Source organism: Lewinellaceae bacterium, from assembly GCA_020636105.1.
GTDB lineage: Bacteria > Bacteroidota > Bacteroidia > Chitinophagales > Saprospiraceae > BCD1.
On sequence record JACJYL010000002.1, the window covers coordinates 40726 to 66062 of the forward strand.

A 25337-nucleotide genomic window follows, 5' to 3' on the forward strand; every position below is an offset into this window, starting at 1 on the left:
TTAAAAATCAAAGCCAATATTTATTCCTCATTAAACCTGATAGACAAAGAATTCACGCAATGACGGGTATTTTTTTTCGTCAAACGTTCCCCGACAAATACATGGCCGAGATGTCCTCCGCAATGGTTGCAAATGATCTCGGTCCGGCGTCCGTCCGCGTCCGTTACCCTCCGTACAGCGCCTTCGATCTCATCATCGAAAGAAGGCCAGCCACAGCCGGAATCAAATTTGTCACTCGATTTGTACAAAGGTGCATCACACTGGCGGCAGATATAAGTTCCCTGACCTTTATGGTTCCAGTATTCCCCTGAAAAGGGCATTTCCGTCCCTTTATTCAATATCACCCGGGCTTCTTTCTCTGTCAACGGATGGTAATCATCCGAATGCTTTGGCTCCATAGGCTATTATTCGATATTATTTTCTCTTAAAATTTTAATGGCCTGATCCACCCTGTCAGGCAGCACGTAAAGTACGGCTTCCCCTAAAGGCTGAAGCATGGAATCGGGCTTTTCAAGAATGTGGCTTTCAACATTGTTTTGTTTGAGAACATCCTCTGCGAGTTTTACCTCCAGCAACTGAGGGGAAGAAAAAATTTTTACCCAACCTTCTTTCATTGTTTTAGTTTTATATTTACTTTTAGTAACGCTTGTAAGATATGAAATGTTTGCCTAACAATCAATATATTAATGCATAAAGATATAGATTCTTTCCAACGCCTTTTCGGACTTATTGGTTACCCGATTTCTCATTCATTTTCAAAAAAATATTTCACTGAAAAATTTCAAAAGGAGTCCATAGAAAACTGTTTTTACGAGTTGTTCCCCCTGGAGCATATTGATCTTTTACCTTCCCTGATCCAAGCCCATAATCACCTAGAGGGACTCAATGTCACCATTCCTTACAAACAGCTCGTTATGCCCTTTTTGGATGAAATTGCCCCCTCAGCCAGGGAAGTCGGTGCAGTGAATACCATCAGGATAAAGAACGGTAAGCTCCATGGCTACAATACGGATATTTACGGTTTCGAGCATTCTTTGTTAAAACTGCTAAACTCGGGGCCCGTTCAACCGAAAAAGGCCCTGGTGCTGGGCACAGGGGGGGCGGCAAGTGCCGTTATTTATGTTTTAAACAAACTAAAAATCGGTTATAAAACAGTTTCCAGGACGGCAGACAAAGGAAATTTGGTTTATCAGGATTTGAACGCTAAAATTATGCAGGCCTACAAACTAATTATTAATACGACTCCTTTGGGAATGTCGCCAAATATTAATAATTTGCCACTAATTCCATACACTTCAATCGGAACAGAACATTTTCTTTTTGACCTCGTATATAACCCTGAAGAAACCGCTTTTTTGAAAACGGGAAAATTTGCAGGAGCCGCAACTTCCAACGGGATGGAGATGCTATTTTTGCAAGCGGAAAAAGCATGGGAGATCTGGAATCTCTAACCAAATATTACCAGGGGTCTGTAAATTTTACAGGCACTAAAAAAATTAAATACAAATGAATAAATCAGGTGGACCTGTTCAAAAAAATTTAGATAAGTACAAAAAACTTGCTGAAGAAGTGTTTGGATCGAAAGAAGCTACTGTCGATTTTTCAAATACTGAAATTGCCTATGCTCACAAAGACGATAAAGCTTTGAAAAAAATGCTTTGGCTCTTTGGTATGATGAATAAACACTGGCTCGTCGGGCTGGGAGCCAAACTCGGGATTCCGGCCATCAAAATGCATCTTCCTTTTGTAAAATCCATTGTAAAAAATACCGTTTTCGAACATTTTTGCGGAGGAGTGTCCCTATTGGAAACACAAAAAGCCATTGACACGCTTTGGAAAAGTAATGTTCAAACCATCCTGGATTACGGCGCTGAAGGCAAGCAATCTGAAAAGGAATTCAACAAAACCATGAATGAGACCATTCGTGCCATCCAGTTTGCCGCAAAAAATGATGAAGTGCCGGTGGTGAGTTCTAAAATAACCGGGTTGGCTCGCTTTGGTCTGCTTGCCTCTATACAGGAGGGGCTGCCTTTAACCAAAGAGACCAAAATCGAATACAGGAACATCCTGAAAAGGCTTGATTCCATCTGTTTTGTGGCTTCACAAAGCAATACGTCCATTTACTTTGATGCAGAGGAAACCTGGATCCAGGGAACGCTGGATCACCTGGTGGAAATCATGATGCGACGTTACAACAAGGAAAAAGCGGTGGTCTCTACCACCTTCCAGCTGTATCGGACAGAAGCCCTCCAGTTGTTGATCGATTCCTTTGACAAGGCCAAAAAATACAACTATTTCCTCGGGGCCAAACTCGTTAGAGGCGCCTATATGGAAAAAGAACGAGATCGCGCGGAAGAAATGGGCTACCCCTCTCCTATTCATCCCAATAAAGCAGCGACTGATGATGCCTACAATTCGGCTCTTAGGTTCTGTATCGACAATTATGAAAGGATCGCCTTATGCAATGCCACACACAATGCAGAGAGCAATTATCTGATGGCCAAACTCATCGATGAAAGAGGATTGCCCAAGGCGCATCACCACCTCAATTTCAGCCAACTCTACGGCATGAGTGACAACCAGACTTTTAACCTGGCCAAAGCCGGTTATTTTGTGGCCAAATACTTGCCTTATGGCCCCGTTGAGGAGGTGGTACCTTATCTTATTCGCCGTGCAGAAGAAAATTCATCCGTGACGGGAGATATGAGCCGGGAATACCAAATGGTGCTGGCAGAGGTTAAAAGAAGAGGAATTTAAGCACTGGTTACTGGATGTCGGGCCCCGAATTGACCCATTCGCCGGGTAAACCTGCGAATGGGTATAAGGTATTGTACGGAAAAAAGGTGTATAACTTCAACCCTCCCTCCTATTCAAGCATTTTGATCAGTCGATCCAGGTCTACATGCTCTTTGATGAGTTCCACGGCACGATCCGATTTCCAGGGCGTACGAATGTTGATTTTCACTTCTATCCGGTTGATTTTAATCACCGCCCCAAGCGTGTCGAACTGAGTGGTGATGACCGGGATGCCCAGGCTTTCAATGTATTCTGCTTCCTTGAAGAAAATTTTGTAATACTTTTCAATAGAGTCTTCTCCGGTGAGAATGATTCCCGAAATGGGTAACTCCTTGATCTTTTTCTGATGCGCTACCCTTCTGATCTGGTGGATGGCTTTATCAATACGTTTTATGCTGGAAACGAGCAAAATATTCGCAAAGTGATCGATTTTATCCGCCTCTATCAGCGAAGCAGGAAGAATTTCTTCAATCCGGTTATTGAGATTGTCTTCATTAAAAAGCACTTTCCCGTCAACGACCCTGCGTACGGAAGCCATGATAGGATACATGAGTGTTTTGTCATAAGGCAAAACCCCAAGTAGTGATAACCCCATTTTATCAAGGGCCTTTCCTACATAGTGTTTGACCATATCCATTTTTTCAGGAATAACCTTGTTGACAATGACGCCCAGTATTTCCACATTTTGTTCCCGAAACAGCGAAAGGCTCAAATTGAGTTTATCCAGTGTACTCCCAACGCCCCCCTGCACCACCATCAGGACCGGCGCTCCCAACATTTTCGCCACATCTGCGTTCGACAATCCAACCACACTTCCTACTCCAGGGTGGCCTGTTCCTTCATAAACGATTATTTCATGATTGGAACACAAAATTTCATCTGCCTTTAAAATGCGCTCCCTAAAAGGAAATGCTTCCGGGTTATCAAGATATGCAGTTGTAGCGCCCTTGCCCAGAATGACCGGACTGTGAATATCAGGATCCAGGGTAAACCCACTGACTTTTGAAAAAAGTAAAGCATCCTTATCTGCCCTCAAATCTCCAAGGTCTATGAATTTCTGACCCACCGGTTTACAATAGGCAACGCTATGACCGGCATCTTTTAAAGCTCTTACCAACCCAAGGGTGGAAGTGGTTTTTCCTATGTGCTGACTTGTCGCTGCTACATATACTTTTTTACAAGACATGAGGCTTTTTTTTATGAAAGAGGAATTTTTAGGTCGAAGTATAAATGTACAAAAGTTATCCAGTACCAGATAAAAAATAGTTTAGGTTTTTTCCGGCCATTCTTTTTTCGCTCAAAGAAAATCACCCTGTGCTGTAACATTTTCTGCCTTCAGAAGATAAAGTATCGATACTGAAACAGGAAAAACTGTTTTGGAATAAACAATTTTAAAAAAAATCAAATGTAATGGCAAAAGCAAAAATTCCCGAAAACCGTTTTAGCCTTAACGTCAAAGCAGACGTACAGGTTACCGACCCAGTCCAAAAATTACCCAAAATGGCGGTTTACGCCTTTTCCTCAGGAGGACAACTACTCAGTTTAGAACTCCTAGGAAAAGACCACACAGCCTCCCTAACCCTGCCAGGGGTGAAAGAGCGTCAGAGAATACAGGTTTTTCTTGGCCCTGTGATTGAAAAAGAAAACATTGATATCAGTGAATTGAAACGCCGCGGAAGCATCAGAGAATTTGTGGCCATTGATCCAAAAGTGAAAACACCCGAAGTGATCATCTCCGTTATTAATGAGAAAATTCTATGCTGGCTGCGTAGTTTATGTTTTGTCCAGGGAAATCTCCTGAAGCGGATAAACAGAGACGGGATAAATATCGATATGCCCGTTTGTAATGCAAAAGTAGAAATCTATGAGGTGGATCCCCTCTACCTGATCATTCCAAAACTGCCCGACCTGGTGATCGAAAGAATCCGGGAACATATCATTGACCCCATTGGTCCTGTCGTCCACCCGGAAATTCCATTTCCTCCGGTTGAGTTAATGCCACCGCTTCCCGCACCTACGTTCCCTGAAAACCTTTCGCTCATTTCAGGAGGCCAGAACAGGATGATGATCAATGATCCCGAATTAAAACAGTTGGCGCTCAGCACCAATACAGTTCAATTCAGAAATGAACTGGTTCGGTATGCCGATAAACTGAAATACTGGATTTGCTGGTATTGGCCGGTAAGCAAAAAACTGGTGGCTACTACCACTACCAACGGTTGTGGCAAATTCAAGGCCTACTTTTTCAATGGCTGCAAAAACCCGGACCAACCTGATCTCTATTTCATCGCCAAACAGAAGATCTTTTTCCCGTTTGAAACGACCATTTATGAACCTAAACCTGTGTCCTGTCATACTTTTTGGAATTATCAATGCGGAACAGAAATTACCCTTTACACCAACCATCCCCTTGCCAGGACTTGTGCTCCATGCCAGGATGTAATTGCTCCCAACAATTGGGTGTTGGTTTCAGCTGTAGGCAATTTGTCCCTAAATAATATCCATGGCACCAGCCAGGCATTGTCGGTCAGTACCAACGCAGCCAATAAAGGCCTGACCGCCGGGGGAGCTGCTTTCGGTGGTTTATTGCGCTTCAGACTGGAGTTTGATAATGCCCTGAGAGACAGTCTCGGTGTAAAATATTATAAGATGTATTACCGGAAGGGGAACACCGGAGATTTCACCCCAATGACCGGAACCGTAAACAGGCACTACACCCAGGAAGTAGGAGACGAACTGATTTTAAAAGCCTATAATCTGGGACCTCAATCAGCAGGTACCACTTCCCATTTATTTGAAATCCCTCCGGCACTGCCTCCTGAAGGTCAATGGTCCCTGCCTAACGTAGTGGAAGATACTACCAGCGCTTATTTTAATTCCCTGGATGTAGCACCTCTTGAGGGCAAGGGAGTAACCTGGCCGGAACATGGAAAATACCAGATCAAAGTGGAACTGTACAACGCTTCAGGAAACCTGGTAAACATCGATGCTCAGTCCATAAAATATGTAGTGCAGGCAGAAGTAGATGCTGATAATACCATCCACACTACTGCCGCCACAGCCCTTGGGCTTGTCCAGGTGGTACCGGGCGAAATCCTTAAGAGTTTTGTCATGGAATTGCATATTGACAATAGCCGTTGCCTGGCACAGGTGGGCAATCCAAGCCTGGACGGCACCGGAGCAGGGGTGAAATGCGGCGTGATCGATTATGACGCTTCTGATATGGCCAACATGGTGGACATGCCTTTTGAAGCCCGCCATCCGAATGGTTTTGCCACCTATAATTTCAGTGTAAAACGTGGTGTTGACCAAAGGGTATCTGCCTCAGGAAACGTTCCATTTCCGCCGGCGACGAGCCTGGCCCAGGAAACCGTTGCCAATTTGCTCGACGGATGCGCGGTAGCCGGCTTTTCGGAAGCCCTGCATGTGTGGGCAAATGTGACCAATGGATGGAGCCGTCAAAGTGGTTATGATGATTTTGACCACCGGGCTTTTGTATTGTCTGATAAGTAGTAATCAGTGTTTCGGATAGCCCTTTTTTAACAAAGGCACGCTCCGGTTTGGAGCGTGCCTTGTTTTATTTTGATTGAATTGGAAGCAAAAGTTAAATCCTGGTCAACCGCAGAACGCCGATACCTTTCTTTGTGGTAACTTTTACGGCATAATTTCCGGCAGGAAGATTAGATATATCCAGGTCGGTTTTCACAAGGTTGCCACCATCTTTGGATAAAACCATCTTTCCTGAATGGTCAAATACCTGTATCAATTGCATTTGAAGTGCATTATTTTTAATTTCTATTTCAACCTCATTTTTTGCCGGATTCGGAAACAAACTTAATGTATTTTCACGTAACAATATTTCAGGAGTCCCCACCGTCATACTGCTGGTTGCACACAACCATCGTTCCGGGTCAAACTGGGCACTTTCGATCTCAAAATCCATGGGTACATAAAAGCTCTGGCCATTGATCATGTTGTCGAAGGTAAGGGTAACGGTATTGCCCTGGCCAGAAAACTGAATAGGAACCGGCATTTCAAAAAATTCCACCGATTCGTGAGATGGTGTTTGATATATTTCCACTTTCAATACATTCTCAGAATTTTGTGACCAGTCAATCTGATAATCAGGATACCCCTGACCATAGTACCAGTCGGCAAAAAATTCCGTCAAATCCTGTCCGCTTTGGGCTTCCATGTGGGCGATCAGTTCAGGCGTTTTGGCGTAGCCATAGGCGTTACCCGGATCAGTAAGGTAATTGCGCAACGCCTGAAAAAAATCTTCATCCCCCAGCTTCCAGCGCAACATGTGGAGCAACAAAGCCCCTTTGCTGTAACTCAACCGGCCATCAAAAATCCTGTTGACACTTGTGGTATCATCCACACGGACTGATCCTCCTGGCTGAGCCGTCACCTGGTCTATCCGCTGTTGTTTCCAGTTCATCCAGGTGTTTTCTCCAAGGCCGTGTTCCTGTGTCATTCCTTCCAGGTAAGTGGCAAATCCTTCATTAAGCCAGATATCTTCCCAGCTTCCGCAAGTAACCATATCGCCAAACCATTGGTGGGCCAGTTCATGCGCCTGAAGATAAGGAGACCATCCACCCATAAAAGTCATGGTGGTATGCTCCATTCCTCCTCCCCAGCCAAATTTGGCGTGACCGTATTTTTCATCCGCAAAGGGATATTTGATAAATTTTTCATTGTACAATTGCATTATTGGCGGAAACCATTCCAGCATCAGTTGGGCCCACTCCAGATCCTCAGGATAGGTGTAATTGCTAACAAGAATGGGTTCATCATCGGTTTCCACGTAAAAATCATACACTGAATAATTGGTCACCGCAATGGCTATAAGGTAAGCCGGGATCGGGTATCTATGTTTCCAGTGATAAATCATACTATTGCCTGTCTGAACAGAATCGACCAACAAACCGTTGGAGGCTACCCTGTTAGGCATCGGGGTTTTTACATAGACATCAATGCTATCTATTTTGTCATTAAGGTCTTGTTTTGCCGGCCACCAGTCCTTGGCCCCATAAGGTTCTGACAAAGTCCATATCATGGGGTAGTTTGCATGTGTACCTTGTGCAAAGGAACCAAAACCACTTCCTGAAGGCTGTCCCTGGTAATAGACCTTTATGGTCCGCTGATCTCCTGCATTGAGCGTTTCCGAAAGATTTATGACCAGAAGATCCGGATTGGTTTGCGAAAAAGTCAAAGATTGACCATAATAAATAACGCTATCCACCTGCATCCCGGTGGAGAGGTCAAAGTGCAGGGTCGCAAAATTATTTTCCTTTGCCTCAAAAATGGTTTCTACGGAACCTTTTATGTAATAAACAGCGGGATCCACCTCCCAATCAAAGCGGTGATATTTGATATCGTAATCTGTGGTGAGCTCGTTGAACCGGTAGTTCATCAGGGAAGCATGAGCCTCCCGCTCGGCATCCACCATATCCTGAAAATATTCTTTATCTGTCTGACCAAAGGCTGAAAAAACAGAAAGTATTAACGCAAATAAAAGTGTGTTTTTGTGTGTAAACATGAATGAGAATTATTGGTAATTAAAACATGCAAGCTAAGAAAATGGAACATGAAATTCAAAGGAATTGTTTTTGATTTTGGCAATAAGGGGACAAATGAGTTACATGGTTAAAAAATTCTAGTGGAGCGTCACAACCTCCAGCACCAAGAGACCGGGAGAGCTCTAAAAGGGTTCAATGATCTATTCGTTTATAGCACCATTCTTCTCAAAAAATCGGGTAAAACTTACCGGCAAAAAATTCGAAAGGCTGAAAATTTTTAGAGGCTTCAGGTTTTTTTTACCTTGCAGCAGATGAAGGACGAATACAAAACGATACGGGAATTAAGCACTGGAGAGTTCCGCGATAAGGGCAGTAAGTTTCTTGCCTATGCCTGGCCGGTTTATACCCAGGAAGAATGGCAGGAGCATGTCAATGAACTTAAAAAAGAACACTTTAAAGCCGTCCATTATTGCTTTGCTTATCGACTGGGGACGGATAACAATGAATTCCGGGCCAATGACGACGGAGAACCCAGCGGCTCTGCGGGCAGGCCTATCCTCGGACAGATAGACAGCTTTGGGCTCACTAATATTCTCGTGGTGGTGGTTCGGTACTGGGGAGGCACTAAACTAGGTATTCCCGGACTGATCAATGCCTATAAAACCAGCTCCGCTGCAGCCTTGCAGCATGCCGAGATCATCGAAAAAACAGTAGAAGATATCTTCAGAATCTCCTTTGATTATGCCTTGATGAGTAACGTCATGAATGCGGTAAAAAAGGTCGGCGTTGAAATGATCCACCAGGATTTCAGCACGACAGCCACCCTGGACATTGCCATACGAAAAAGTGAAGTGGAAGAAACCTGCCATCAAATCCGGGCTCAGGTGGCCGGGGTCCGTATTGAAGAAGTTGAAAAATGGGAAAAAATCGAAGGCTTTGAACTTAAGTATCTGGAGACGAGATGATGGAAAAAAGACCCAAGGGAGGTGACACCTTCGTGCAGTGGCTTTCGGGTAATGCAAAAAGGTGTCGTCTCCTACTTCGGTTGAAAAAATGATTATTTCTTTTTTCTCCTCTTAAGCGTCCTGCGGATAACCCAAAACAATCCTCCTGCGATGATCCAAAATGGCCAGAGGGAAACTACCCCTATCATGAATTCCTGTCCGCCACGCCATCCATTGCCCAGGGCCCGGCCCATCCGACTCCAAAAGGTTTCCTTTTTTGCATAAGACTGTTCGAATGTTTCATAAATGGTTAAAAACAGCGTACTTTCTCCCACCTGGTCTTTCAACACCCGCAATTGACCTTCCATAGACTCCACTTCTTCCACCACCTGGCGCAAATGTTCTTCCACGTCGAGAATATCCTTAATCGTACGGGCAGTTTTTAAAATATCCCTGTACCGTTCAATGACGGCACGCTTGGAAGCCAGGCGCGTTTCCAGGTCGACGTACTGACGGGTGACATTGCGGCTATTGATGGATTTGTTGTCCACATCAACGCCAATGGCCACTGCGGCAGCAATCAGATCGTCCAGTTTTTCGGGGGCAACCCGAATCGTCAGCTGATTTTCCACCCGGTAGGAATGCCGTGACTCCTGTTCGCTTTCCACCCTGGCGCCAAAAGTCATCAGCATCTTTTCAAGAGCCACTCTTGCCGTATCGTATTTTTCCACCTCCATAGTCATCCGGGCGGTGCGGATGATCTTTTGGTTGTCCTTAGCGTTCGTGGAATTGGCTGTTTGTTGAATTCCCTGTTGCTCGTTTTCGTTGGTGGCCCTGGCACCATCTGTAGAAGAAGATTTGGAAAAATCATAACTGCCGCCTGAAGATGACATCTCTTCAAATTCGCCAGAAAGGTCTACGTCTGCACCTTCTAATTCCTCATTTGGATTGATGGCTCCCGCTACAGAACTTCCTTTCATGTCATACATTTCAGCACTGGCCTGGTTATCCATACTATTCTGGCAGGAAAGAAATAAAAAAATCAGGGGCAATAAAATCAGCTTTTTCATAAATTTTAAAATTTGGTTACCGTTCATTCAAAAAAAATGAACTCTGGCGTAATTTAAAATGTTTAACTGTCAAAATGTCATGGATAGGATGCAAAAATGTTTACCTTTGCACACAAAATAAGGAAAAAAATTGGTTGCTGGTTACTTGTTGCTGGTTACTTGCTGCTTTGATTTCGTTTGTTGTGTAGGAGGGTTTGCGAGAGGGATTACAGAACAATGTGAGGCGCCAAATTTATTCTTTATATAACTAATTGAATACCATTGACATAAACTTTTAAATAATTATCAATGTACGACGACAATCCGACATTATCGGGCCTGATCAAGGAGATTGACGAAAGCAAGCAGGGCGAGGTCTTTTTCAGGGAAGGAAATACGGACGGGAAGAAATTCTACATAGAAAGTTACGGCTGCCAGATGAATTTCAGCGACAGCGAGATCGTAGCATCTATCCTTGCCGGAGAAGGCTTTGGCCCAACGAGAAATTTGGAGGAGGCAGACCTTATCCTGGTGAATACCTGCTCGATACGCGAAAAAGCGGAAGAGACCGTACGTAAACGCCTGAGAATATTCGATAAAATTAAACAACAAAGACCCGGCACCCTGGTCGGCGTATTAGGTTGTATGGCAGAACGCCTTAAGGAGAAATTCCTTGAAGAAGAAAAACTGGTGGACATGGTAATCGGTCCGGATGCTTACCGTGATTTACCCAAACTGATCGCTACGGCAGAAGATGGAGACAAAGGAGTGAATGTATTCCTTTCCCGTGAAGAAACTTATGCCGATATCAGTCCCTTGCGGCTGGACTCCAACGGCGTGACGGGTTTTATTTCCATCATGCGCGGTTGTAATAATATGTGTTCTTTTTGTGTGGTTCCTTTTACCCGCGGCCGGGAACGCAGCCGTGATGCTTACAGCATCATTGCCGAAGCTACCGATCTTTATGAAAAAGGATATCGGGAGGTGACTTTATTAGGTCAGAATGTAGATTCTTACCTCTGGAAGAATCCAGAAACGGAAGCCGCTGTAAATTTCGCTCAACTGCTGGAAATGACTGCCTTGGTGCATCCTGACCTCCGGGTTCGCTTTTCGACCTCTCATCCAAAAGACATCACGGATGAGGTGTTGCATACCATGGCGAAATACGAAAATATTTGCAATTATATCCATTTACCGGTGCAATCCGGCAACAGCCGGGTACTGGAGTTGATGAACAGAACCTATGACCGTGAATGGTATATGGAGCGTGTAGCAGCCATCTACCGGATCATGCCGGACTGTGCCATATCTTCTGATATGATCGCTGGCTTTTGCACGGAAACAGAAGAAGAACACCGGGATACGCTTTCGATGATGGAATATGCCAATTATAGCATGTCGTATATGTTTTTCTACTCTGAACGCCCGGGCACACTTGCACACCGCAAGCTGGAAGATGATGTTCCCGAGGAAGTAAAAAAACGCAGACTACAGGAGATCATTCGATTGCAAAACCAAATTTCTTTCCAACACAACAAGGCTGACATTGGAAAGACTTTTAAGGTCCTGATAGAAGGAACCTCCAGGAAATCCGAGGATGATTTTAAAGGGAGGAATTCACAAAATAAAATGGTTGTTTTTCCTAAAAAGGAAGGTTTAAAACCAGGGGATTACGCCATGGTGAAGATTCTGGATGCAACAAGCGCCACTTTGAAAGGGGAGATTGCTTTGTAGCCAGTGGACGGTGGGCGACAGCTGACGGAGAACAGTTTGTCATTTTAAAGCGTTCAAATGGAACGCAGCGACATACCGACAAGTCATGTGCGGCACAGGTTCAAAAACCGCAGGTCGGGAGAATTCAATGGAGTTAAAAGAATTATCATAGAGGGCTATGGAATTATTTATCAATTGTAAAAATTGCCGGGAAAATTTTCCGATTGCCTCCCCGGCGATCACACGCGGGGAATTAGAGGATGAATTGGGCAGGTATTTTAAAATTCAATGTTCCAACTGTCTTAGTACAAGGGAGTATCATGTGAATAATATCCGAGCCAGGGCAGGTAGAAAGCAAATTTTGATTTTTGGATTGAGTATGTTGGGGGTGAGTGCCTTGCTCACCTGGTTGTTTTGGAGCGCGGGAACAGTGATCATCCTTACCGTAATCCTGCCCATGGTTGCCTTTTCTTATTATTACGCATTGAAATCTACTGCAGCCAACCAGTTCAACAGAATGCTGATCAAGCGGGATAAGTGATGGTTTGAAATTGAGTTGATATCCAATGGGTTACCCCTCCTCAGGAGAATCTATTTGGGAGCAGAATAACGAAAAAGAGGAAGAAATAGCCTGGACGGAGTCCATTATTTAGGAACTATGAAAAAACAAATTGACATTCTTAATCTTGTAAATCACTGGAAATCAGTACTTTTAAACCAGCCTTCCTGCGGAGCTGGCAGGTTGGTTTAAAAGTTAACATTTTCCTTAAGGACTTTGGTGGTGAAATAAAAATTCAATAAATTTATTTGAATTAATGAAGAATTTACAATCCATAAAACAGCGGTACGGAATTATCGGCAGATCCCCTTTATTAGATCGTGCGCTCAACACGGCCTTCCGGGTGTCCAATACTGATCTTACCGTGCTGATAACGGGTAAAAGCGGCGTTGGGAAAGAGGTTTTCTCAAGAATCATCCATGATAACAGCCCGCGAAAACACAATAAATTCATTGCCATCAACTGTGGCGCCATTCCGCCAGGCACTATTAATTCAGAGCTTTTTGGTCACGAAAAAGGAGCATTTACCGGGGCCATCAACGAACGAAAAGGATATTTTGAATCTCACAATGGAGGGACTATTTTTCTGGATGAGATTGCCGAAATGCCACTCGATACCCAATCTTACCTGTTAAGAATCCTGGAATCCGGCGAATTCATCAGGGTGGGCTCCAATAAAATCCTGCATACCGATATTCGAATCATCGCGGCCACCAACGTTGAACTGGAAGAAAAAATAAGAAAAGGAAAATTCCGGGAAGATCTTTTTTATCGCCTGAATATTGTTCCCATCAAACTGCCTTCGCTCTCTGAAAGGAGGGAAGACATCTATATGCTGTTCCGGAAATTTGCCATCGACTTTGCAGAAAAGTATCACATTGAACCTTTGCAGTTAGACGACAACGGCAGGATACTGCTGGAGAACTATTCCTGGCCCGGTAATATCAGGGAGCTCAAAAATATGGTGGAACAATTATCCATTCTTTCCGAAAACAGGATAATGGATGTGGATGACCTGTTAAACCTTGCCCCTCATTTAAGAGAGCGCCGGCTTCCCGTCATCGCCGGCGGAGCAGGCAGCGTAAATGATGGAAATACTTTACAGGAAAGAGAAATCCTCTACAATCTGCTTTTTGATATGAAAGGTGATCTCAATGATCTGAAGACCCTTGTTTTTGAACTCATCAAAGACAATGACCTCCAGGTGCCTGACGTTCAAAATCTAAAAAGCCTTAAGGCAGGAACTTTTACCCCAACAAAGGAAGATACGTTTCATTCGCCATCCCGCCAGCAAAGGCCCGTTCCCGCATCTCGTCATTATGAAGGAGAAGAAGCCGTCGGCGGTCCTGTAAAAGCTGTTATGCTGGAAAAAAACCTCCACGAAGATTATGACTCCATGGAGGTGGTGGAAGAAAACCTGTCGCTGGATGATAATACCCGCGAACTCATCAAAAAAGCCTTAAAAAAACATAGCGGACGTAGAAAGGATGCCGCAAAAGACCTGGGGATTTCTGAAAGGACACTCTACAGGAAGATCAAAGAATATGATATGGAGTGATCGGTACTGGTTTGCTGGTTGCCCCGACACTGCGTATCGGGATGTCATTTCATTCCACTGGCTGCCGGGTTAGTAATGACTAAAATTTATTGACAAAAATTGAGTTTTTTTTCACACTAAATACTGGTTATGAAAGGTGTTTTTTTATGGATAGGCTTATTAAGCTGTTTTTTCTTTCAGCATTGTTATAGCTTTCGGGGCATTAGCATCGATCCTGAAACAAAAACCTACTACGTCGGGCAATTTAAAAACAATGCCTTTAGTTCCCCTGCTGCCCTTGAAGTAACCATACAGGAGGCCCTGAACAAAAAGATACGTACCGAAACCCGTCTGATTTTTAATGATACGCAACCCGACATTTCTTTTGAAGGAAGCCTCGTTGATTACCTGGTCACTTCAGAAGCTCCCAAAGCCGGGGAGTCCACCGCTATAAACCGGTTGACGATCCGACTTGCCGTGGATTACATTGTTTTCAATAAAGATGGCTCAGTGAATGAGGATAAGGGCTGGAAAAGCAACTTTTCCTATTTCTACGACTTCGACAGCAATATCGACCTTTCCAGTATTGAAGATGAAGCCATTGATGCCATCATTACCCAATTGATGGAAGATATTTTCAACAAGGCTTTTGCGGATTGGTAAATGCAATAATGCTTGAATGCGGGAATATTGAGATGCAACTTTTTGGAGCATAAAGCAATGACAGAAAAAAATTGTCTGTAGTAATAAAAAAAGCCCCTCGTTAAGGATAACGAAAGGCTTTTTTTATTAGGGTGAATAACCGGATTTGAACCGGCGACCTCTGGAACCACAATCCAGCGCTCTAACCAACTGAGCTATACTCACCAGTTTTGAAAGGCTTTTTTCTGTAAAAAATACCTGCTTTTACCAAAAGCGATGCAAAGATAAAAAAGTTCCATGAAGTATGAAAGACCCTTTGCTTAAATTTTTAATTTAAAATAATAATTTAAACAAGACCTAGAGTTATCGGCCATTCCGTAATTTTACAAAAAATTCAAAATGATAGTCATTACTGGTGCTGCCGGATTCATTGGTAGCTGTATTGTAAGAAAACTGAACGACGAAGGGTACACAAATCTGATGATCGTCGATGATTTCAGCAGGGCTGATAAAAACGTAAACTTTGAAACCAAGGTCTTTACGCGGAAGATGGACAGGAAAGAATTTCCTGGGTGGCTGGAAGAAAACCAGAAAGAGGTAGGTTTCGTCTACCACATGGGGGCGCGTACCGATACCACGGAAAAAGATAAAGCCATTTTTGATGAATTGAACCTGAATTACACCAAAGCGCTCTGGAATACCTGCACGAAGCACAACATCCCATTTGTTTACGCTTCCAGTGCCGCCACTTATGGGTTGGGAGAACACGGGTATGAAGATTCTCACGATATTGTAGGGCAACTTAAACCGCTCAACCCTTATGGAGACTCCAAAAATGATTTCGACATCTGGGCCCTGAAACAAAAGACCACCCCTCCCCTATGGGTCGGGCTGAAATTCTTTAACGTTTACGGCCCGAACGAGTACCACAAAGGGCGTATGGCCTCCGTGATCTTTCACACGCTCAACCAGATCAACGCCACTGGCAGTATGAAACTCTTCCGCTCCCATCGGCCCGATTTCGAAAACGGACATCAGAGCCGGGATTTTGTCTATATCAAGGATGTAGTGGATGTATGTTATTTTTTCTACCTGAACCGCCCCCAAAACGGACTATTTAACCTGGGCACTGGTAAAGCCAGAACCTTCCTGGACCTTGCAAAAAACACTTTTTTCGCCATGGGACTCGACCCCGACATCTCCTTTGTCGATACGCCGGAAGATATCCGGGAAACCTACCAGTATTTCACTGAGGCCAATATGGAAAAACTCAGGAAAGCAGGATACGATAAGCCTTTTTATTCCCTCGAGGAAGGCATAAAGGATTATGTACAACAATATTTGTTGGAAGAGAAAATCTGGTAATATTCCCCGATTAAAGGAACATTATCATTGCCTGACACTACTCAGCCCTATGTAATAGATCAGTTCCCAATCCTCCCCGGGTCTTTTGGCGAATCGCCTCATCATGCCCAGGCCTACCTGCTCGTTGATCAGAGTCTCCTCCACCATATTGTCCGTCAGCCAGGAGTATTTAACCACAAATCCACTTCTTGCAGGATCGATTTCTTTGTGCATCAACCATTTGTCTTCCTGCCACATGAACTGGCCGTTAGGTAAAGTATCACCGGCACTGGCCTTGTCTGGCCGGCCATCCAGTGGAAAGGTTATGTGGGTCACCTGGAACAAACTGTCTCTTAAAAATTTTTTCCGGAAAGTGAGGAATTCCTCTTCGGCGGTAAGTTCGTCTCCATGATTGTTCTTTGACCGATCATTCTGGCAGGCCAGCAAAAAGAAGGCCCCGAAAAGGATAAGCATATATGGTTTCATTAGTATAAAAATTTATTAATCTTTTATGCTTGAGGTTTTTGCAAATTCTTCTAAAAACCCTAGAAATAGCCCCGTATCCGAACTTATTCAATGCGCCCCAATAGGGCCATATAAAACCCGTCGCAATGTTCCCCGGGGTGTATCGTCTGTTCTTTTTTTAGTTCAAATTTACCTGGGTGCCTTGTCAAAAAATGACGAACCTGCTCCTCATTTTCAGAAGGAAAGATGCTGCAGGTAGCATAAACCATTTTGCCCCCGACTTTTACCATTCCGGAATACCGGTCCAGAATTTCCACCTGGGTCTTACGGACTTCTTCTAATTTTTTGGCCGAGAGCTTCCATTTGGCGTCAGGCTTCCGTTTTAAAACCCCTGTTCCCGTACAAGGTACATCTAGCAAAAGTCGGTCGGCCGAATCATAAAGCCCTTCGACGATCTCTTTTGAAATCAGGTGGGAGTGAATAATGGAAACTCCGTTCCTGGTCGTACGTTTTTTAAGTTCTTTTAGTTTATCCCGCTGAACATCCAATGCGATTATTTCCCCTTTATTCTCCATCAAGGCTGCCAGATGCAGCGTTTTTCCCCCCGCTCCTGCGCAGGCATCCACTACTTTCATCCCGGGCTGTACCTCCAAAAAAGGAGCGATCTGCTGGGAACCGAAATCCTGAACTTCAAAAAGCCCCTGTCGAAAAGATTTCAGGGTGCCCAGTTTCCTTCTCTTTTCTAAAACAAGGGCCTCCTCCCCTATTGACCGGGCTTCCACTTCTTCCTTTTTCAACTGCACCAAAAGGTCTTTGGCATTGGTCTTCAATGTATTGGCCCGCAGGATCAGCGGAGCATTTTCGTTCAGGGTATGGAGGATTTTCGTCCATAATTCGTCCCCCAGTTCAGCAGCAGCCTGTTCATCCAGCCATTCCGGGATGGAGGCCGCAATGCTCCTTTTTTCTTCTAATAGGCCAAAACGTTCCAAAATTTTATCCGCCTCCAAATCCTTAAATTCTTCCCACGGGGGCAAACTTTTTTGTTGGATAATTTGAAGAATCCCGAACAACCTCCACCAGTCTTTTTCTGACTCCGGTTCCCCCCCGCTTATCTCATACAACAAACGATACCAACGGATGATCTCGTATATACTCTCCGCAATAAAACGACGATCACGGCTTCCCCATCGGCTGTCCGATTTGAGCATTTGTTCTACTACCGTTCCTGCATGTTCTCCCTCCTGAAATATACTTTGCAGGGCCTTTACAACGGACTGGATTAAATTTGGGTAATACCTCATTTTATGTTTTAGATCGGAATGTTGTGTTATTTAATTTTTACGGTTCAAAACTAATAAAAGAATAGAGAATAGTGAGAATTGTGTTTCAATTTACCCGTTTGGAAGAGCATATTATTTTTTTAAGCCCGGATAAATAGCAGGATATTTTTTAAAAATTTTATACTGCTCCTATCAGATAATATCATTTTTATTATTGAATTTATCCCAATTATTAAACAGAAATTAGGATTTATCTCTTATCTATGAGGTTGTTAATAATTTATCCCCGTAATCCTAACCTAAAAATGCTATTAAATTGAACGCTGAAGAAATATTAAAAAGGGGCCGTGAAATCACTAAAAGCCCTATTCGTAAGCCAAATATTGGCAAGTTAAACGACGCCTATGCCGCTTTAAAAAGCAGCACCCCCAAGTCCTTCCTTTTATCCGAAAAGGCCAAAGAAGTATTGCCGAACGGATCCCAGCATACCCTTCCTCTCTCGGATCCCTATCCTTTCTTTATGAAAAAAGGGATGGGAAGTATACTGGTGGATGTGGATGGCAATTCATTTATCGACTATATTTTGAGCGGCGGTGCCATTATCCTCGGCCACAACGACGAAGGCCTGGTCAGTACCATTCATGAATTATTAACTCAAAAAACACATTTCCACGGTCATTTTGATGCTTTGGAAATCGCGGCAGCCGAAAAAATAATTTCTTTTTTCCCGTCCATTGAAAAAGTGCGCTTCACCTCCAGCGGCAGTGAAGCCAACGCAGCAGCCGTGAAAATAGCCCGGTCGGTAACCGGCAAAAAAAAGCTGATCAAGTTCATGGGGAATTATCATGGCTGGGGCAATGAATTCCTGGTAGATGTGGAAGTGCCCGGCTCCGGAAAGTTCATTTCCCAGGGTATTCCCGATGAATTCATGGACCAGACAGTGCTGGTGCCACAAAATAATCCGGAGGCATTGGAAGCGGCTTTTAAAACTCTTGAAAACAAAGGCGGTGTCGCCGCTGTCATTTGCGAACCCATGGGTGCGGAGTCCGGTCTTATTCCATTTGAAGAAGGTTTTCATGAACAAGCGATCGAAATAGCCCACAGGTACGGTGCACTTTACATTTTTGATGAGGTAGTTACCGGTTTTCGGATGGGCATCGGGGGCGCCCAAAAATGGCTGGGCATCACGCCTGACCTCACCACCCTGGGGAAAGGAATGATGAATGGTTTTCCTTCCTGCGGAGCTGTGGGCGGGAAAAAGGAAATTATGGATGCCGCCAGTACCGGGCTGCCCATGAAACAACCCTATACCTTTATTGGAGGAACCCTTGCCGGGAATACGCTTTCCATGGCAGCCTGCCATTATGTGGTTTCCTCCCTCCTGGATTATAATCTGCTTGAAAAGGCCGCATCGACAGCGGATGATGTTACCAGGAAACTGAACGACCTTTTTGATTCCGGTGACACCGGTTTCTTTGCCTATAATTTTGGAAACATTCTTCGTGTGGAAATGACGGCGCCTCATGCTGTTGAGATCACCTCTCAGGAAGCCATGCATGAGGTCGTCATGCGCAGGAAGATCCTTTCAGCTTATTCCGTCATGATTTCAAGTGCGGGTGTGCTTTCCCGGATGGGGAGGGATTTTGTGAGTTGCGCCCATTCTACGGCGGATAACGACCGGTACGTGGCAGCTTACAAAAAGCTCATTGACGCATTGGATGGATAAACAACACTTCAAAGAAAATTCATTCCTTTAAGACTTTTTGAATGGACTTTTTAATTTCAACTTTACATAGGTCCTCCTGAACAAAGCGATCCATTCATGGAAGATCAAATAAATAAAATTTCGGTTGGTCGGATTTTCCGTTAACCCATAAACGGGCGGTTCCGCCTCTCTTTCGAAAGTTCCGAATAACCTGTCGAACAGAATCAGGGTGTTCCCGTAATTTTTATTGACATACATTGGATTGGAACCATGGTGCACCCGGTGATGGGACGGAGTATTCAGGACTTCCTCCAAAATACCCAGTTTGGGAATGACCGTGGTATGCTGGAGGAAATTGAAAAGAAAACAATACGTTTGAACGGAAAGGATAGCCATCGGTTCAAACCCCATGAGGGGCAGTGGGATCCAGAATAAAAAATGGTAGGTTGCCCCAATATAGGTCCTTTTGCTTTTTATAGCTGTAAATGGCCTCTCCAATGATGGTTAAGACGATAAGAAATAACAAATAAGAAGTAATTTTCTCCATCATAAAAGGCTGAAATCTATTTTCACAAAAGTTAAAAATAGGCTTTTTATTTTAATCGGAATGTTTCAAGGCAGGATGGGTGGGTTGATCTTTGATGAAATGGAAATGAAAGGGCCTGTAAGAACGAAGAAATGGCATTGAAAAAAAATTATGCCGGGATTGGATTGGAGCATGTCAAATTAGCACTGTTCCTCAATTCAACTGGAAGAAGGCGTGATTTTTAGTTTAGGCCAATGATTTTGGTTGGAACAGGAATTGGATAGTCCGGGAAGATGATTACCAGAAGGTATCGATCAGTTTTAGTATGTAACTTGGGGTTGTGACCAAATGAATGTCATTACCCTTTATCACAATAGGTTGCATAATGACATCGGGGTTTTGCTTGATGACCTTTAGCCAGTCCTCTTTCCCCAGGCTGGATTCTCCATACCTCTTTTTGAAAGAAGGGTGCTCGGTGAGCACTAAATCCTGAACGTCCAATTTTAACTTTTCTGCAATTTTCAACCATTGGGTTGGTGTCGGGGATGTTTTGGTGATGTCCAGTGCCAGAATGGAATGAGGAGTTTGCTGGGCATAAGCGAGAACCTGGCGCCCTCCACGAGTACGAGGATTGTAATATATGGTAATTTGAGTTCTGCCGGCTGTGAATTTTTTCATCTTTTTTTGTTTTTGATAAAAAATGGGAAAACCGGATACCCGCGAAAAGCGGATACCCTGGATTACCCTATGTAAAACAGGTATTGAAGTACATAAAATAGTTTCCTTCAACTTTCCATACCCGAATTTTATCCTTTTTAATTTTTTCTCTACCGTACACTTTTGCGGGAAGTCCTGAAAATGCATGGTTGGTCCTCGCAGAAAACGCAGATAAACGCAGATAAACGCAGATGGAATATAATGACATTCCGTACTTTAGTCGGAAAAACAAGGCAAAATTTTCGAAAATGATCAGCGAAAATCAGCGGAATCAGCGTGACACAAAAAAGTGTGTACGGTAGCGAATTAATTTTCAATAACCCTTGGGGGATTGTGCATCCAGGCATTGAACATCCAGTGTTTCTTCTCCATGTTTTTGATAAAGGTATTGATAAGGTCTTCGGTTCCCACGTCTCCAATGTCAATGGCTGCATCTGCTACATCCACCATGAAGGAAAGCAACATTTGAAAATCATTGAGGGTTTCTCTTACCATGGCTTCACTGGTCAGGCCTGTTCCCACCTCTTTTATTTCAGCCAAGTCAAGATATTCTTTCAGCCTACTTGCCGGAGTCTGACCAAATACCCTCACTCTTTCAGCCACATCATCAATATTGGCCTGGGCAGCATGGTACAGATCTTCGAATATATCGTGCAATTCGAAAAAATCTCTTCCTTTTATGTTCCAGTGGAAGTTTTTCATCTTTTGCGAGTGAATGTGATAATTGGCTAACAATTTATTTAGTGATTTAACAATCGCAACCGTTTCCAGTCCGGTAAAACCCAATTTTTTATAGGTCTTTTTCTTTAATTTTGTAGTCATTAATTTTTTATTTGTGTGATTTAAAAAAATGATCCGGCAACCGCATTGTCAAAAGCAATACCTTAGTCTTTCCGGATTTACAGGCAAAATCCTGAAATTTCATCCATAACAGATTTGTCTTTTTGTTACAGTAAGTTATATTCAAGGTTCATGCCAAAAAATTTAAAGTATTGATTATCAAGAAATTACAATATTTATTGAAAATATTATTTCTGATATTTAAGAATTATTCTTATTTTTAGTAACTTATGAGCTCACCTAATAAAAAATATGGCAGTTAAGAAAAATGAAAGCTCTAATAACCCGCAGGTTGAAACGGCACTCAGAAAAACAGCGGACATCATCCAAAACGGCATTTTATTTCTGGATGAACGGGGATACATCCAATCCATAAACAGGTCCATGCAGAAAATGCTTGGCTATAAACCTGATGCCCGCCTACCCAAAACCATTTTTGAAATAAACCCTTCCCTGACCTTAAGAAACTGGAAAAAATTCTTTGGGGATCTGGTTCAACAGGGACATTCCTCCGTTGAAATAGAGATCATTACCGCGGAGGAAGATATTTTCCAGGCAGCAATGCAGGGTATCTTACTTGACGCGGATGCCCTTAAAACCTGCATGATCGTAATGGAAGGAAAGGCTCTCCCCTCCCCCGATCAAAACAGCAGGCCAACCCCTCCGATGCCCCGGAATGATACCGAAATGTCCCTGGCACACCATACGATAAATCAGGCACGTGAGATAATATACTGGATGGATCATAAGGGTAAACTCATCTTTGTTAATAACACCTTCTGTAAAAAACTCAAAATCTCCAAACAAGAAGCACTTCTGTCAGAGCCTGATATGTTCTTTCCCGATTTTGAATTGGAAAAATTCAAGGAGGAATGGGCCTTATTAAAAAAGGATAAAGAGATCAGCCGCGAATCCCTCATCAAAAAATCAGGGGAAGCCACCATCCCTGTAGAGGTCAGTATCACCCTCTTTTCCAGCGAAGGCAAAGAATATTATTGTGCCATTTTACGGGACATTAGTGAACGGAAAAAGCTCGAAGCCCAACGGGAACTGCGAGTGGAAGAAATTGAAAAACTTCGTCAGCAGCTGGCAAGTGACAATGCTATCCTGAAAGAGGAGATAGAACTCAGATATCCACATAAAAATATCATTAGCCAGAGTGACAATTACAAAAACGTCATCATGATGGCTCAGCAGGTAGCGCCTACCGATACTACGGTTCTGGTCACGGGAGAAACAGGAACGGGCAAGGAACTGATAGCCAATATGATCCACGCACTCAGTAAGCGTTCAGACCGGGTTCTTGTAAAAGTAAATTGTGCCGCCTTACCGGCTACCCTGATCGAAAGTGAGTTATTTGGCCATGAGAAAGGGGCTTTTACCGGAGCCACCCAACAGAAAAAAGGTCGATTTGAACTGGCAGATAAAGGAACTTTATTCCTGGATGAAGTAGGTGACCTTCCCCTCGAGTTACAGCCTAAACTGCTCCGCATTTTACAGGAAGGAGAATTCACTCGGGTAGGTGGTACCAAAACCATCAAGGTTGATGTGCGGGTTATCGCTGCCACCAACCAAAACCTGGAAACACTTGTCCATAACGGGAAATACAGGGAAGATCTTTATTACCGGCTCAACGTTTTCCCCATTCATAATTTGCCCTTAAGGGAACGCCGCGAAGACATCCCGCTGCTTATCAAACACTTTGTCGACAAGTATAGTAAACACATGGGCAAACGCATCGAAAAAATTCCGAAGTCAACCGTCATCCAATTATATAAATACGAATTCCCCGGGAATATAAGGGAATTGGAAAACATTGTTGAAAGGGCCATCATCCTCTCAACAGGAAACAGGCTTCAGCTTGGTGCTTCCTTTTCGCCGGTGAAGAAAAAGTACCGGTCAAAACTTGGTAAAAAGTTCAAATCATTGGATGAAGCTCAAAAAGTCCACATCCTCAAGGCACTTGAACGGTGCAATTGGAAGGTCAGTGGTGCTGACGGTGCTGCCGTACTGCTCGATATCCACCCCAAAACCCTCTGGTCAAGAATGAAAAAACTGGACATCAGGAAAAACTGAACATTCAGGTGGTCAGAAACCTGCAAATGACTTAACCCGAGCTCCTGATGCCCCCTCTGCCTTGTCTAAGTAACTTTCTTAATAGTCGTAATTTTTCTTAAATATCAGAAATTATTTCATATTTTTATTTTTCGATAAAATCATAATTAATTGATAATCAATTAATTAATCCAAATATTTTTAAATTGGCACGGTGTTCGCATCTATTATTGTAAATAGATCAACCGAATGCCACACCCATGACTTTACAGAAATACAAAGACGTTAATCAAGCAATTGCCCTGTTGAGCCAGAGAGGATACAATCTGCAATTCAGCCTAAGATCCTTGGGTTTATACAGTAGGGGTACCAACAGGTATTATCAGCAAAAGGATTTGACAATTGACGAATTATACCGTTTCAGAAATCCTAAAGAATCAGCCTTTGATACTATTCTTTTCGCCATTACCTGTGTAGATGGTTCAAAAGGAATCATTAAATCCCCCGGCGGAGATACCCCCGATCTGAACCTTCTGTCCTTCATGGATAAAGTTAAAATCAAAGAATGGCAAAACATGTCATGATTGTAACTTCCAAAACATTGAACACAAAATCAAATACTTATTTTAATTAAGGATGATTCTGTTTTTATTATTAATCTATTTTTTAATCAAAAAACTCAAAAAGATGAAACATATAAAAATTTTAAATTGGTTCAGGGTATTCCTGGTTACTATTTTGGCGACTTTCACCCTAGCATCATGTGACTCGAAAGTATCAGAACAATCGACCACAGCAGATCAGGAAGTCTCCATGGATGATGTCCAGGAAAATTTAGAAACAACCTACCAAACCTTTGAGGGTTATCTCTATGATCAAAAAAAAGAAATGGTCGAAAGAGCCAACAAAAGAATGGATAGGATAAACCACGAAATCGAAACGATGGAACAGCATTTCAACGACCATGCATCGGAAATGCAAGACAGCTTGCAGGAGAATACCATGACGATGCTCAATGAACTCAAAGTAAAAAAGATGGAATTGAGTCAAAACCTGGACAAATTGGAATCCAGCTCATCCGAAGCCTGGAATAAGATGAAAGGCAGTTTTAACAAAGCTTTAAAAGAGCTCGAATCGTCGCTCGATAAAGCAGGAGAAACCATGAAAGGGTAATTTTGCCCTAGTCGCCCCCATTAAACCTATTTTTTAACCTAAAAATTATAACAAATAATGGATAAACAAAGATTTAAAGCAAAAGCAAAAAAACAAATCGACGAAGTATTTGACAAGATCAATGAGTTGGAAGCCAAAAGCGACCAGGTCAAAGAAAATCTCAAAGACACCTACCATGAGCAGATTCGCACCTTAAAATCTCAAAAAGAGGATCTTAAATCCAAATATGAATCCCTTGAAGATACGGCTGAAGAAAAATGGGATGAATTCCAGGAAGCTTTTTCTGAACGTGCGGAGACCTTTAAGCAAGGTGTTTCAAAATTAACTGCCGCCTTCAAATAATAAAAACGGAACAGCCGGATAATCAACACTCTTTCGCACTATAATTCAAAACTTATCCAATATAATGTTTTGAATAAGACAAACGGGGCTTAGGCCCCGTTCGTTTTTTATCTGAAAAAGATAAGCCC

Annotated in this window: 24 protein-coding genes and 1 tRNA gene; 14 read left to right on the forward strand and 11 right to left on the reverse strand. The window is 43.2% G+C overall.

Annotation, left to right across the window (positions count from 1 at the left end):
• Nucleotides 1–20: 20 nt before the first annotated feature.
• Together H6571_17595 and H6571_17600 are read right to left on the reverse strand one after the other, a co-directional pair.
• Complete coding sequence (locus H6571_17595) at nt 21–398, reverse strand: methionine-R-sulfoxide reductase (GenBank protein MCB9325558.1); 378 nt, start codon at nt 396–398, stop codon at nt 21–23.
• Nucleotides 399–404: 6 nt separating this feature from the next.
• Nucleotides 405–614 carry a DUF2007 domain-containing protein gene (locus tag H6571_17600; protein ID MCB9325559.1) on the reverse strand — a complete coding sequence of 70 codons (210 nt, stop codon included), beginning with the start codon at nt 612–614 and terminating at the stop codon, nt 405–407.
• A 72-nt stretch (nt 615–686) separates the two neighbouring features.
• Between H6571_17600 and H6571_17605 the strand changes: the two genes are divergently transcribed.
• Entirely contained in the window at nt 687–1451 is a 765-nt protein-coding gene (locus H6571_17605) for a shikimate dehydrogenase (protein ID MCB9325560.1), read from the forward strand.
• 55 nt (nt 1452–1506) lie between these two features.
• The gene (locus tag H6571_17610; protein ID MCB9325561.1) at nt 1507–2757 is read left to right on the forward strand and encodes a proline dehydrogenase family protein; all 1251 of its coding nucleotides are present in this window, start codon (nt 1507–1509) and stop codon (nt 2755–2757) included.
• Between the two features lie 109 nt (nt 2758–2866).
• Here the strand turns inward: H6571_17610 and H6571_17615 are convergent, their stop codons facing one another.
• Entirely contained in the window at nt 2867–3982 is a 1116-nt protein-coding gene (locus tag H6571_17615) for an AAA family ATPase (GenBank protein ID MCB9325562.1), read from the reverse strand.
• Nucleotides 3983–4206: 224 nt separating this feature from the next.
• Between H6571_17615 and H6571_17620 the strand changes: the two genes are divergently transcribed.
• On the forward strand, nt 4207–6309 hold the full coding sequence (locus tag H6571_17620; protein MCB9325563.1) for a hypothetical protein: 2103 nt from the start codon (nt 4207–4209) through the stop codon (nt 6307–6309).
• 91 nt (nt 6310–6400) lie between these two features.
• On the opposite strand, the gene H6571_17625 is transcribed toward H6571_17620, so the two are convergent.
• Complete coding sequence (locus tag H6571_17625) at nt 6401–8338, reverse strand: T9SS type A sorting domain-containing protein (GenBank protein MCB9325564.1); 1938 nt, start codon at nt 8336–8338, stop codon at nt 6401–6403.
• Between the two features lie 291 nt (nt 8339–8629).
• Here H6571_17625 and H6571_17630 point away from each other — a divergent pair, with 291 nt between their 5' ends.
• Nucleotides 8630–9283: a YigZ family protein gene (locus H6571_17630; GenBank protein MCB9325565.1), complete on the forward strand. Its 654-nt coding sequence runs from the start codon at nt 8630–8632 to the stop codon at nt 9281–9283.
• 92 nt (nt 9284–9375) lie between these two features.
• Here the strand turns inward: H6571_17630 and H6571_17635 are convergent, their stop codons facing one another.
• Nucleotides 9376–10332, reverse strand: coding sequence for a DUF4349 domain-containing protein (locus H6571_17635; GenBank protein ID MCB9325566.1), 957 nt, complete (start codon nt 10330–10332; stop codon nt 9376–9378).
• Nucleotides 10333–10620: 288 nt separating this feature from the next.
• Between H6571_17635 and miaB the strand changes: the two genes are divergently transcribed.
• From miaB to H6571_17655, 4 genes are all read left to right on the forward strand, one after another.
• Nucleotides 10621–12045 carry a tRNA (N6-isopentenyl adenosine(37)-C2)-methylthiotransferase MiaB gene (miaB, locus tag H6571_17640; GenBank protein MCB9325567.1) on the forward strand — a complete coding sequence of 475 codons (1425 nt, stop codon included), beginning with the start codon at nt 10621–10623 and terminating at the stop codon, nt 12043–12045.
• 157 nt (nt 12046–12202) lie between these two features.
• Nucleotides 12203–12565, forward strand: a complete 363-nt coding sequence (locus tag H6571_17645) for a hypothetical protein (protein MCB9325568.1) — start codon at nt 12203–12205, stop codon at nt 12563–12565.
• A 274-nt stretch (nt 12566–12839) separates the two neighbouring features.
• Nucleotides 12840–14141 (forward strand): sigma-54-dependent Fis family transcriptional regulator, encoded by a 1302-nt coding sequence (locus H6571_17650; GenBank protein ID MCB9325569.1) that lies wholly within the window; start codon nt 12840–12842, stop codon nt 14139–14141.
• A 129-nt stretch (nt 14142–14270) separates the two neighbouring features.
• Nucleotides 14271–14783 carry a hypothetical protein gene (locus tag H6571_17655; GenBank protein MCB9325570.1) on the forward strand — a complete coding sequence of 171 codons (513 nt, stop codon included), beginning with the start codon at nt 14271–14273 and terminating at the stop codon, nt 14781–14783.
• A gap of 130 nt (nt 14784–14913) precedes the next feature.
• Here the strand turns inward: H6571_17655 and H6571_17660 are convergent.
• Nucleotides 14914–14987 (reverse strand) — tRNA-His (locus H6571_17660).
• A 174-nt stretch (nt 14988–15161) separates the two neighbouring features.
• On the opposite strand from H6571_17660, the gene rfaD reads away from it, so the two are divergent.
• Nucleotides 15162–16127, forward strand: coding sequence for an ADP-glyceromanno-heptose 6-epimerase (rfaD, locus tag H6571_17665; GenBank protein ID MCB9325571.1), 966 nt, complete (start codon nt 15162–15164; stop codon nt 16125–16127).
• Between the two features lie 24 nt (nt 16128–16151).
• Here rfaD and H6571_17670 read toward each other — a convergent pair whose 3' ends face one another.
• Nucleotides 16152–16592 (reverse strand): hypothetical protein, encoded by a 441-nt coding sequence (locus H6571_17670; GenBank protein ID MCB9325572.1) that lies wholly within the window; start codon nt 16590–16592, stop codon nt 16152–16154.
• 83 nt (nt 16593–16675) lie between these two features.
• A complete protein-coding gene (locus tag H6571_17675; protein MCB9325573.1) occupies nt 16676–17872 on the reverse strand; it encodes an RsmB/NOP family class I SAM-dependent RNA methyltransferase in 1197 nt (398 codons plus the stop codon).
• A gap of 295 nt (nt 17873–18167) precedes the next feature.
• Between H6571_17675 and H6571_17680 the strand changes: the two genes are divergently transcribed.
• Nucleotides 18168–19577 (forward strand): aminotransferase class III-fold pyridoxal phosphate-dependent enzyme, encoded by a 1410-nt coding sequence (locus H6571_17680; protein MCB9325574.1) that lies wholly within the window; start codon nt 18168–18170, stop codon nt 19575–19577.
• Between the two features lie 27 nt (nt 19578–19604).
• Here H6571_17680 and H6571_17685 read toward each other — a convergent pair whose 3' ends face one another.
• The 3 genes from H6571_17685 to H6571_17695 form a co-directional block, all read right to left on the reverse strand.
• The gene (locus tag H6571_17685; protein MCB9325575.1) at nt 19605–19967 is read right to left on the reverse strand and encodes a sterol desaturase family protein; all 363 of its coding nucleotides are present in this window, start codon (nt 19965–19967) and stop codon (nt 19605–19607) included.
• A 412-nt stretch (nt 19968–20379) separates the two neighbouring features.
• Nucleotides 20380–20760 (reverse strand): hypothetical protein, encoded by a 381-nt coding sequence (locus tag H6571_17690; GenBank protein ID MCB9325576.1) that lies wholly within the window; start codon nt 20758–20760, stop codon nt 20380–20382.
• Nucleotides 20761–21105: 345 nt separating this feature from the next.
• The gene (locus H6571_17695; GenBank protein ID MCB9325577.1) at nt 21106–21621 is read right to left on the reverse strand and encodes a DNA starvation/stationary phase protection protein; all 516 of its coding nucleotides are present in this window, start codon (nt 21619–21621) and stop codon (nt 21106–21108) included.
• Nucleotides 21622–21891: 270 nt separating this feature from the next.
• Between H6571_17695 and H6571_17700 the strand changes: the two genes are divergently transcribed.
• From H6571_17700 to H6571_17715, 4 genes are all read left to right on the forward strand, one after another.
• Nucleotides 21892–23715, forward strand: a complete 1824-nt coding sequence (locus H6571_17700; GenBank protein MCB9325578.1) for a sigma 54-interacting transcriptional regulator — start codon at nt 21892–21894, stop codon at nt 23713–23715.
• Between the two features lie 239 nt (nt 23716–23954).
• Nucleotides 23955–24278 carry a hypothetical protein gene (locus tag H6571_17705; protein MCB9325579.1) on the forward strand — a complete coding sequence of 108 codons (324 nt, stop codon included), beginning with the start codon at nt 23955–23957 and terminating at the stop codon, nt 24276–24278.
• 103 nt (nt 24279–24381) lie between these two features.
• Nucleotides 24382–24867, forward strand: a complete 486-nt coding sequence (locus tag H6571_17710; GenBank protein ID MCB9325580.1) for a hypothetical protein — start codon at nt 24382–24384, stop codon at nt 24865–24867.
• Between the two features lie 57 nt (nt 24868–24924).
• Nucleotides 24925–25209 (forward strand): hypothetical protein, encoded by a 285-nt coding sequence (locus H6571_17715; protein MCB9325581.1) that lies wholly within the window; start codon nt 24925–24927, stop codon nt 25207–25209.
• Nucleotides 25210–25337: the final 128 nt, after the last annotated feature.

Coding starts and splice junctions, on each gene's coding strand:
- H6571_17595 (MCB9325558.1), bottom strand. CDS start 398: ATGGAGCCAAAGCATTCGGATGATTACCATCCGTTGACAGAGAAAGAA.
- H6571_17645 (MCB9325568.1), top strand. CDS start 12,203: ATGGAATTATTTATCAATTGTAAAAATTGCCGGGAAAATTTTCCGATT.
- H6571_17600 (MCB9325559.1), bottom strand. CDS start 614: ATGAAAGAAGGTTGGGTAAAAATTTTTTCTTCCCCTCAGTTGCTGGAG.
- H6571_17705 (MCB9325579.1), top strand. CDS start 23,955: ATGACTTTACAGAAATACAAAGACGTTAATCAAGCAATTGCCCTGTTG.
- H6571_17610 (MCB9325561.1), top strand. CDS start 1,507: ATGAATAAATCAGGTGGACCTGTTCAAAAAAATTTAGATAAGTACAAA.
- H6571_17635 (MCB9325566.1), bottom strand. CDS start 10,332: ATGAAAAAGCTGATTTTATTGCCCCTGATTTTTTTATTTCTTTCCTGC.
- H6571_17670 (MCB9325572.1), bottom strand. CDS start 16,592: ATGAAACCATATATGCTTATCCTTTTCGGGGCCTTCTTTTTGCTGGCC.
- H6571_17630 (MCB9325565.1), top strand. CDS start 8,630: ATGAAGGACGAATACAAAACGATACGGGAATTAAGCACTGGAGAGTTC.
- H6571_17695 (MCB9325577.1), bottom strand. CDS start 21,621: ATGACTACAAAATTAAAGAAAAAGACCTATAAAAAATTGGGTTTTACC.
- H6571_17715 (MCB9325581.1), top strand. CDS start 24,925: ATGGATAAACAAAGATTTAAAGCAAAAGCAAAAAAACAAATCGACGAA.
- H6571_17615 (MCB9325562.1), bottom strand. CDS start 3,982: ATGTCTTGTAAAAAAGTATATGTAGCAGCGACAAGTCAGCACATAGGA.
- H6571_17650 (MCB9325569.1), top strand. CDS start 12,840: ATGAAGAATTTACAATCCATAAAACAGCGGTACGGAATTATCGGCAGA.
- miaB (MCB9325567.1), top strand. CDS start 10,621: ATGTACGACGACAATCCGACATTATCGGGCCTGATCAAGGAGATTGAC.
- H6571_17710 (MCB9325580.1), top strand. CDS start 24,382: ATGAAACATATAAAAATTTTAAATTGGTTCAGGGTATTCCTGGTTACT.
- H6571_17690 (MCB9325576.1), bottom strand. CDS start 20,760: ATGAAAAAATTCACAGCCGGCAGAACTCAAATTACCATATATTACAAT.
- rfaD (MCB9325571.1), top strand. CDS start 15,162: ATGATAGTCATTACTGGTGCTGCCGGATTCATTGGTAGCTGTATTGTA.
- H6571_17605 (MCB9325560.1), top strand. CDS start 687: ATGCATAAAGATATAGATTCTTTCCAACGCCTTTTCGGACTTATTGGT.
- H6571_17700 (MCB9325578.1), top strand. CDS start 21,892: ATGGCAGTTAAGAAAAATGAAAGCTCTAATAACCCGCAGGTTGAAACG.
- H6571_17620 (MCB9325563.1), top strand. CDS start 4,207: ATGGCAAAAGCAAAAATTCCCGAAAACCGTTTTAGCCTTAACGTCAAA.
- H6571_17685 (MCB9325575.1), bottom strand. CDS start 19,967: ATGGGGTTTGAACCGATGGCTATCCTTTCCGTTCAAACGTATTGTTTT.
- H6571_17625 (MCB9325564.1), bottom strand. CDS start 8,338: ATGTTTACACACAAAAACACACTTTTATTTGCGTTAATACTTTCTGTT.
- H6571_17655 (MCB9325570.1), top strand. CDS start 14,271: ATGAAAGGTGTTTTTTTATGGATAGGCTTATTAAGCTGTTTTTTCTTT.
- H6571_17675 (MCB9325573.1), bottom strand. CDS start 17,872: ATGAGGTATTACCCAAATTTAATCCAGTCCGTTGTAAAGGCCCTGCAA.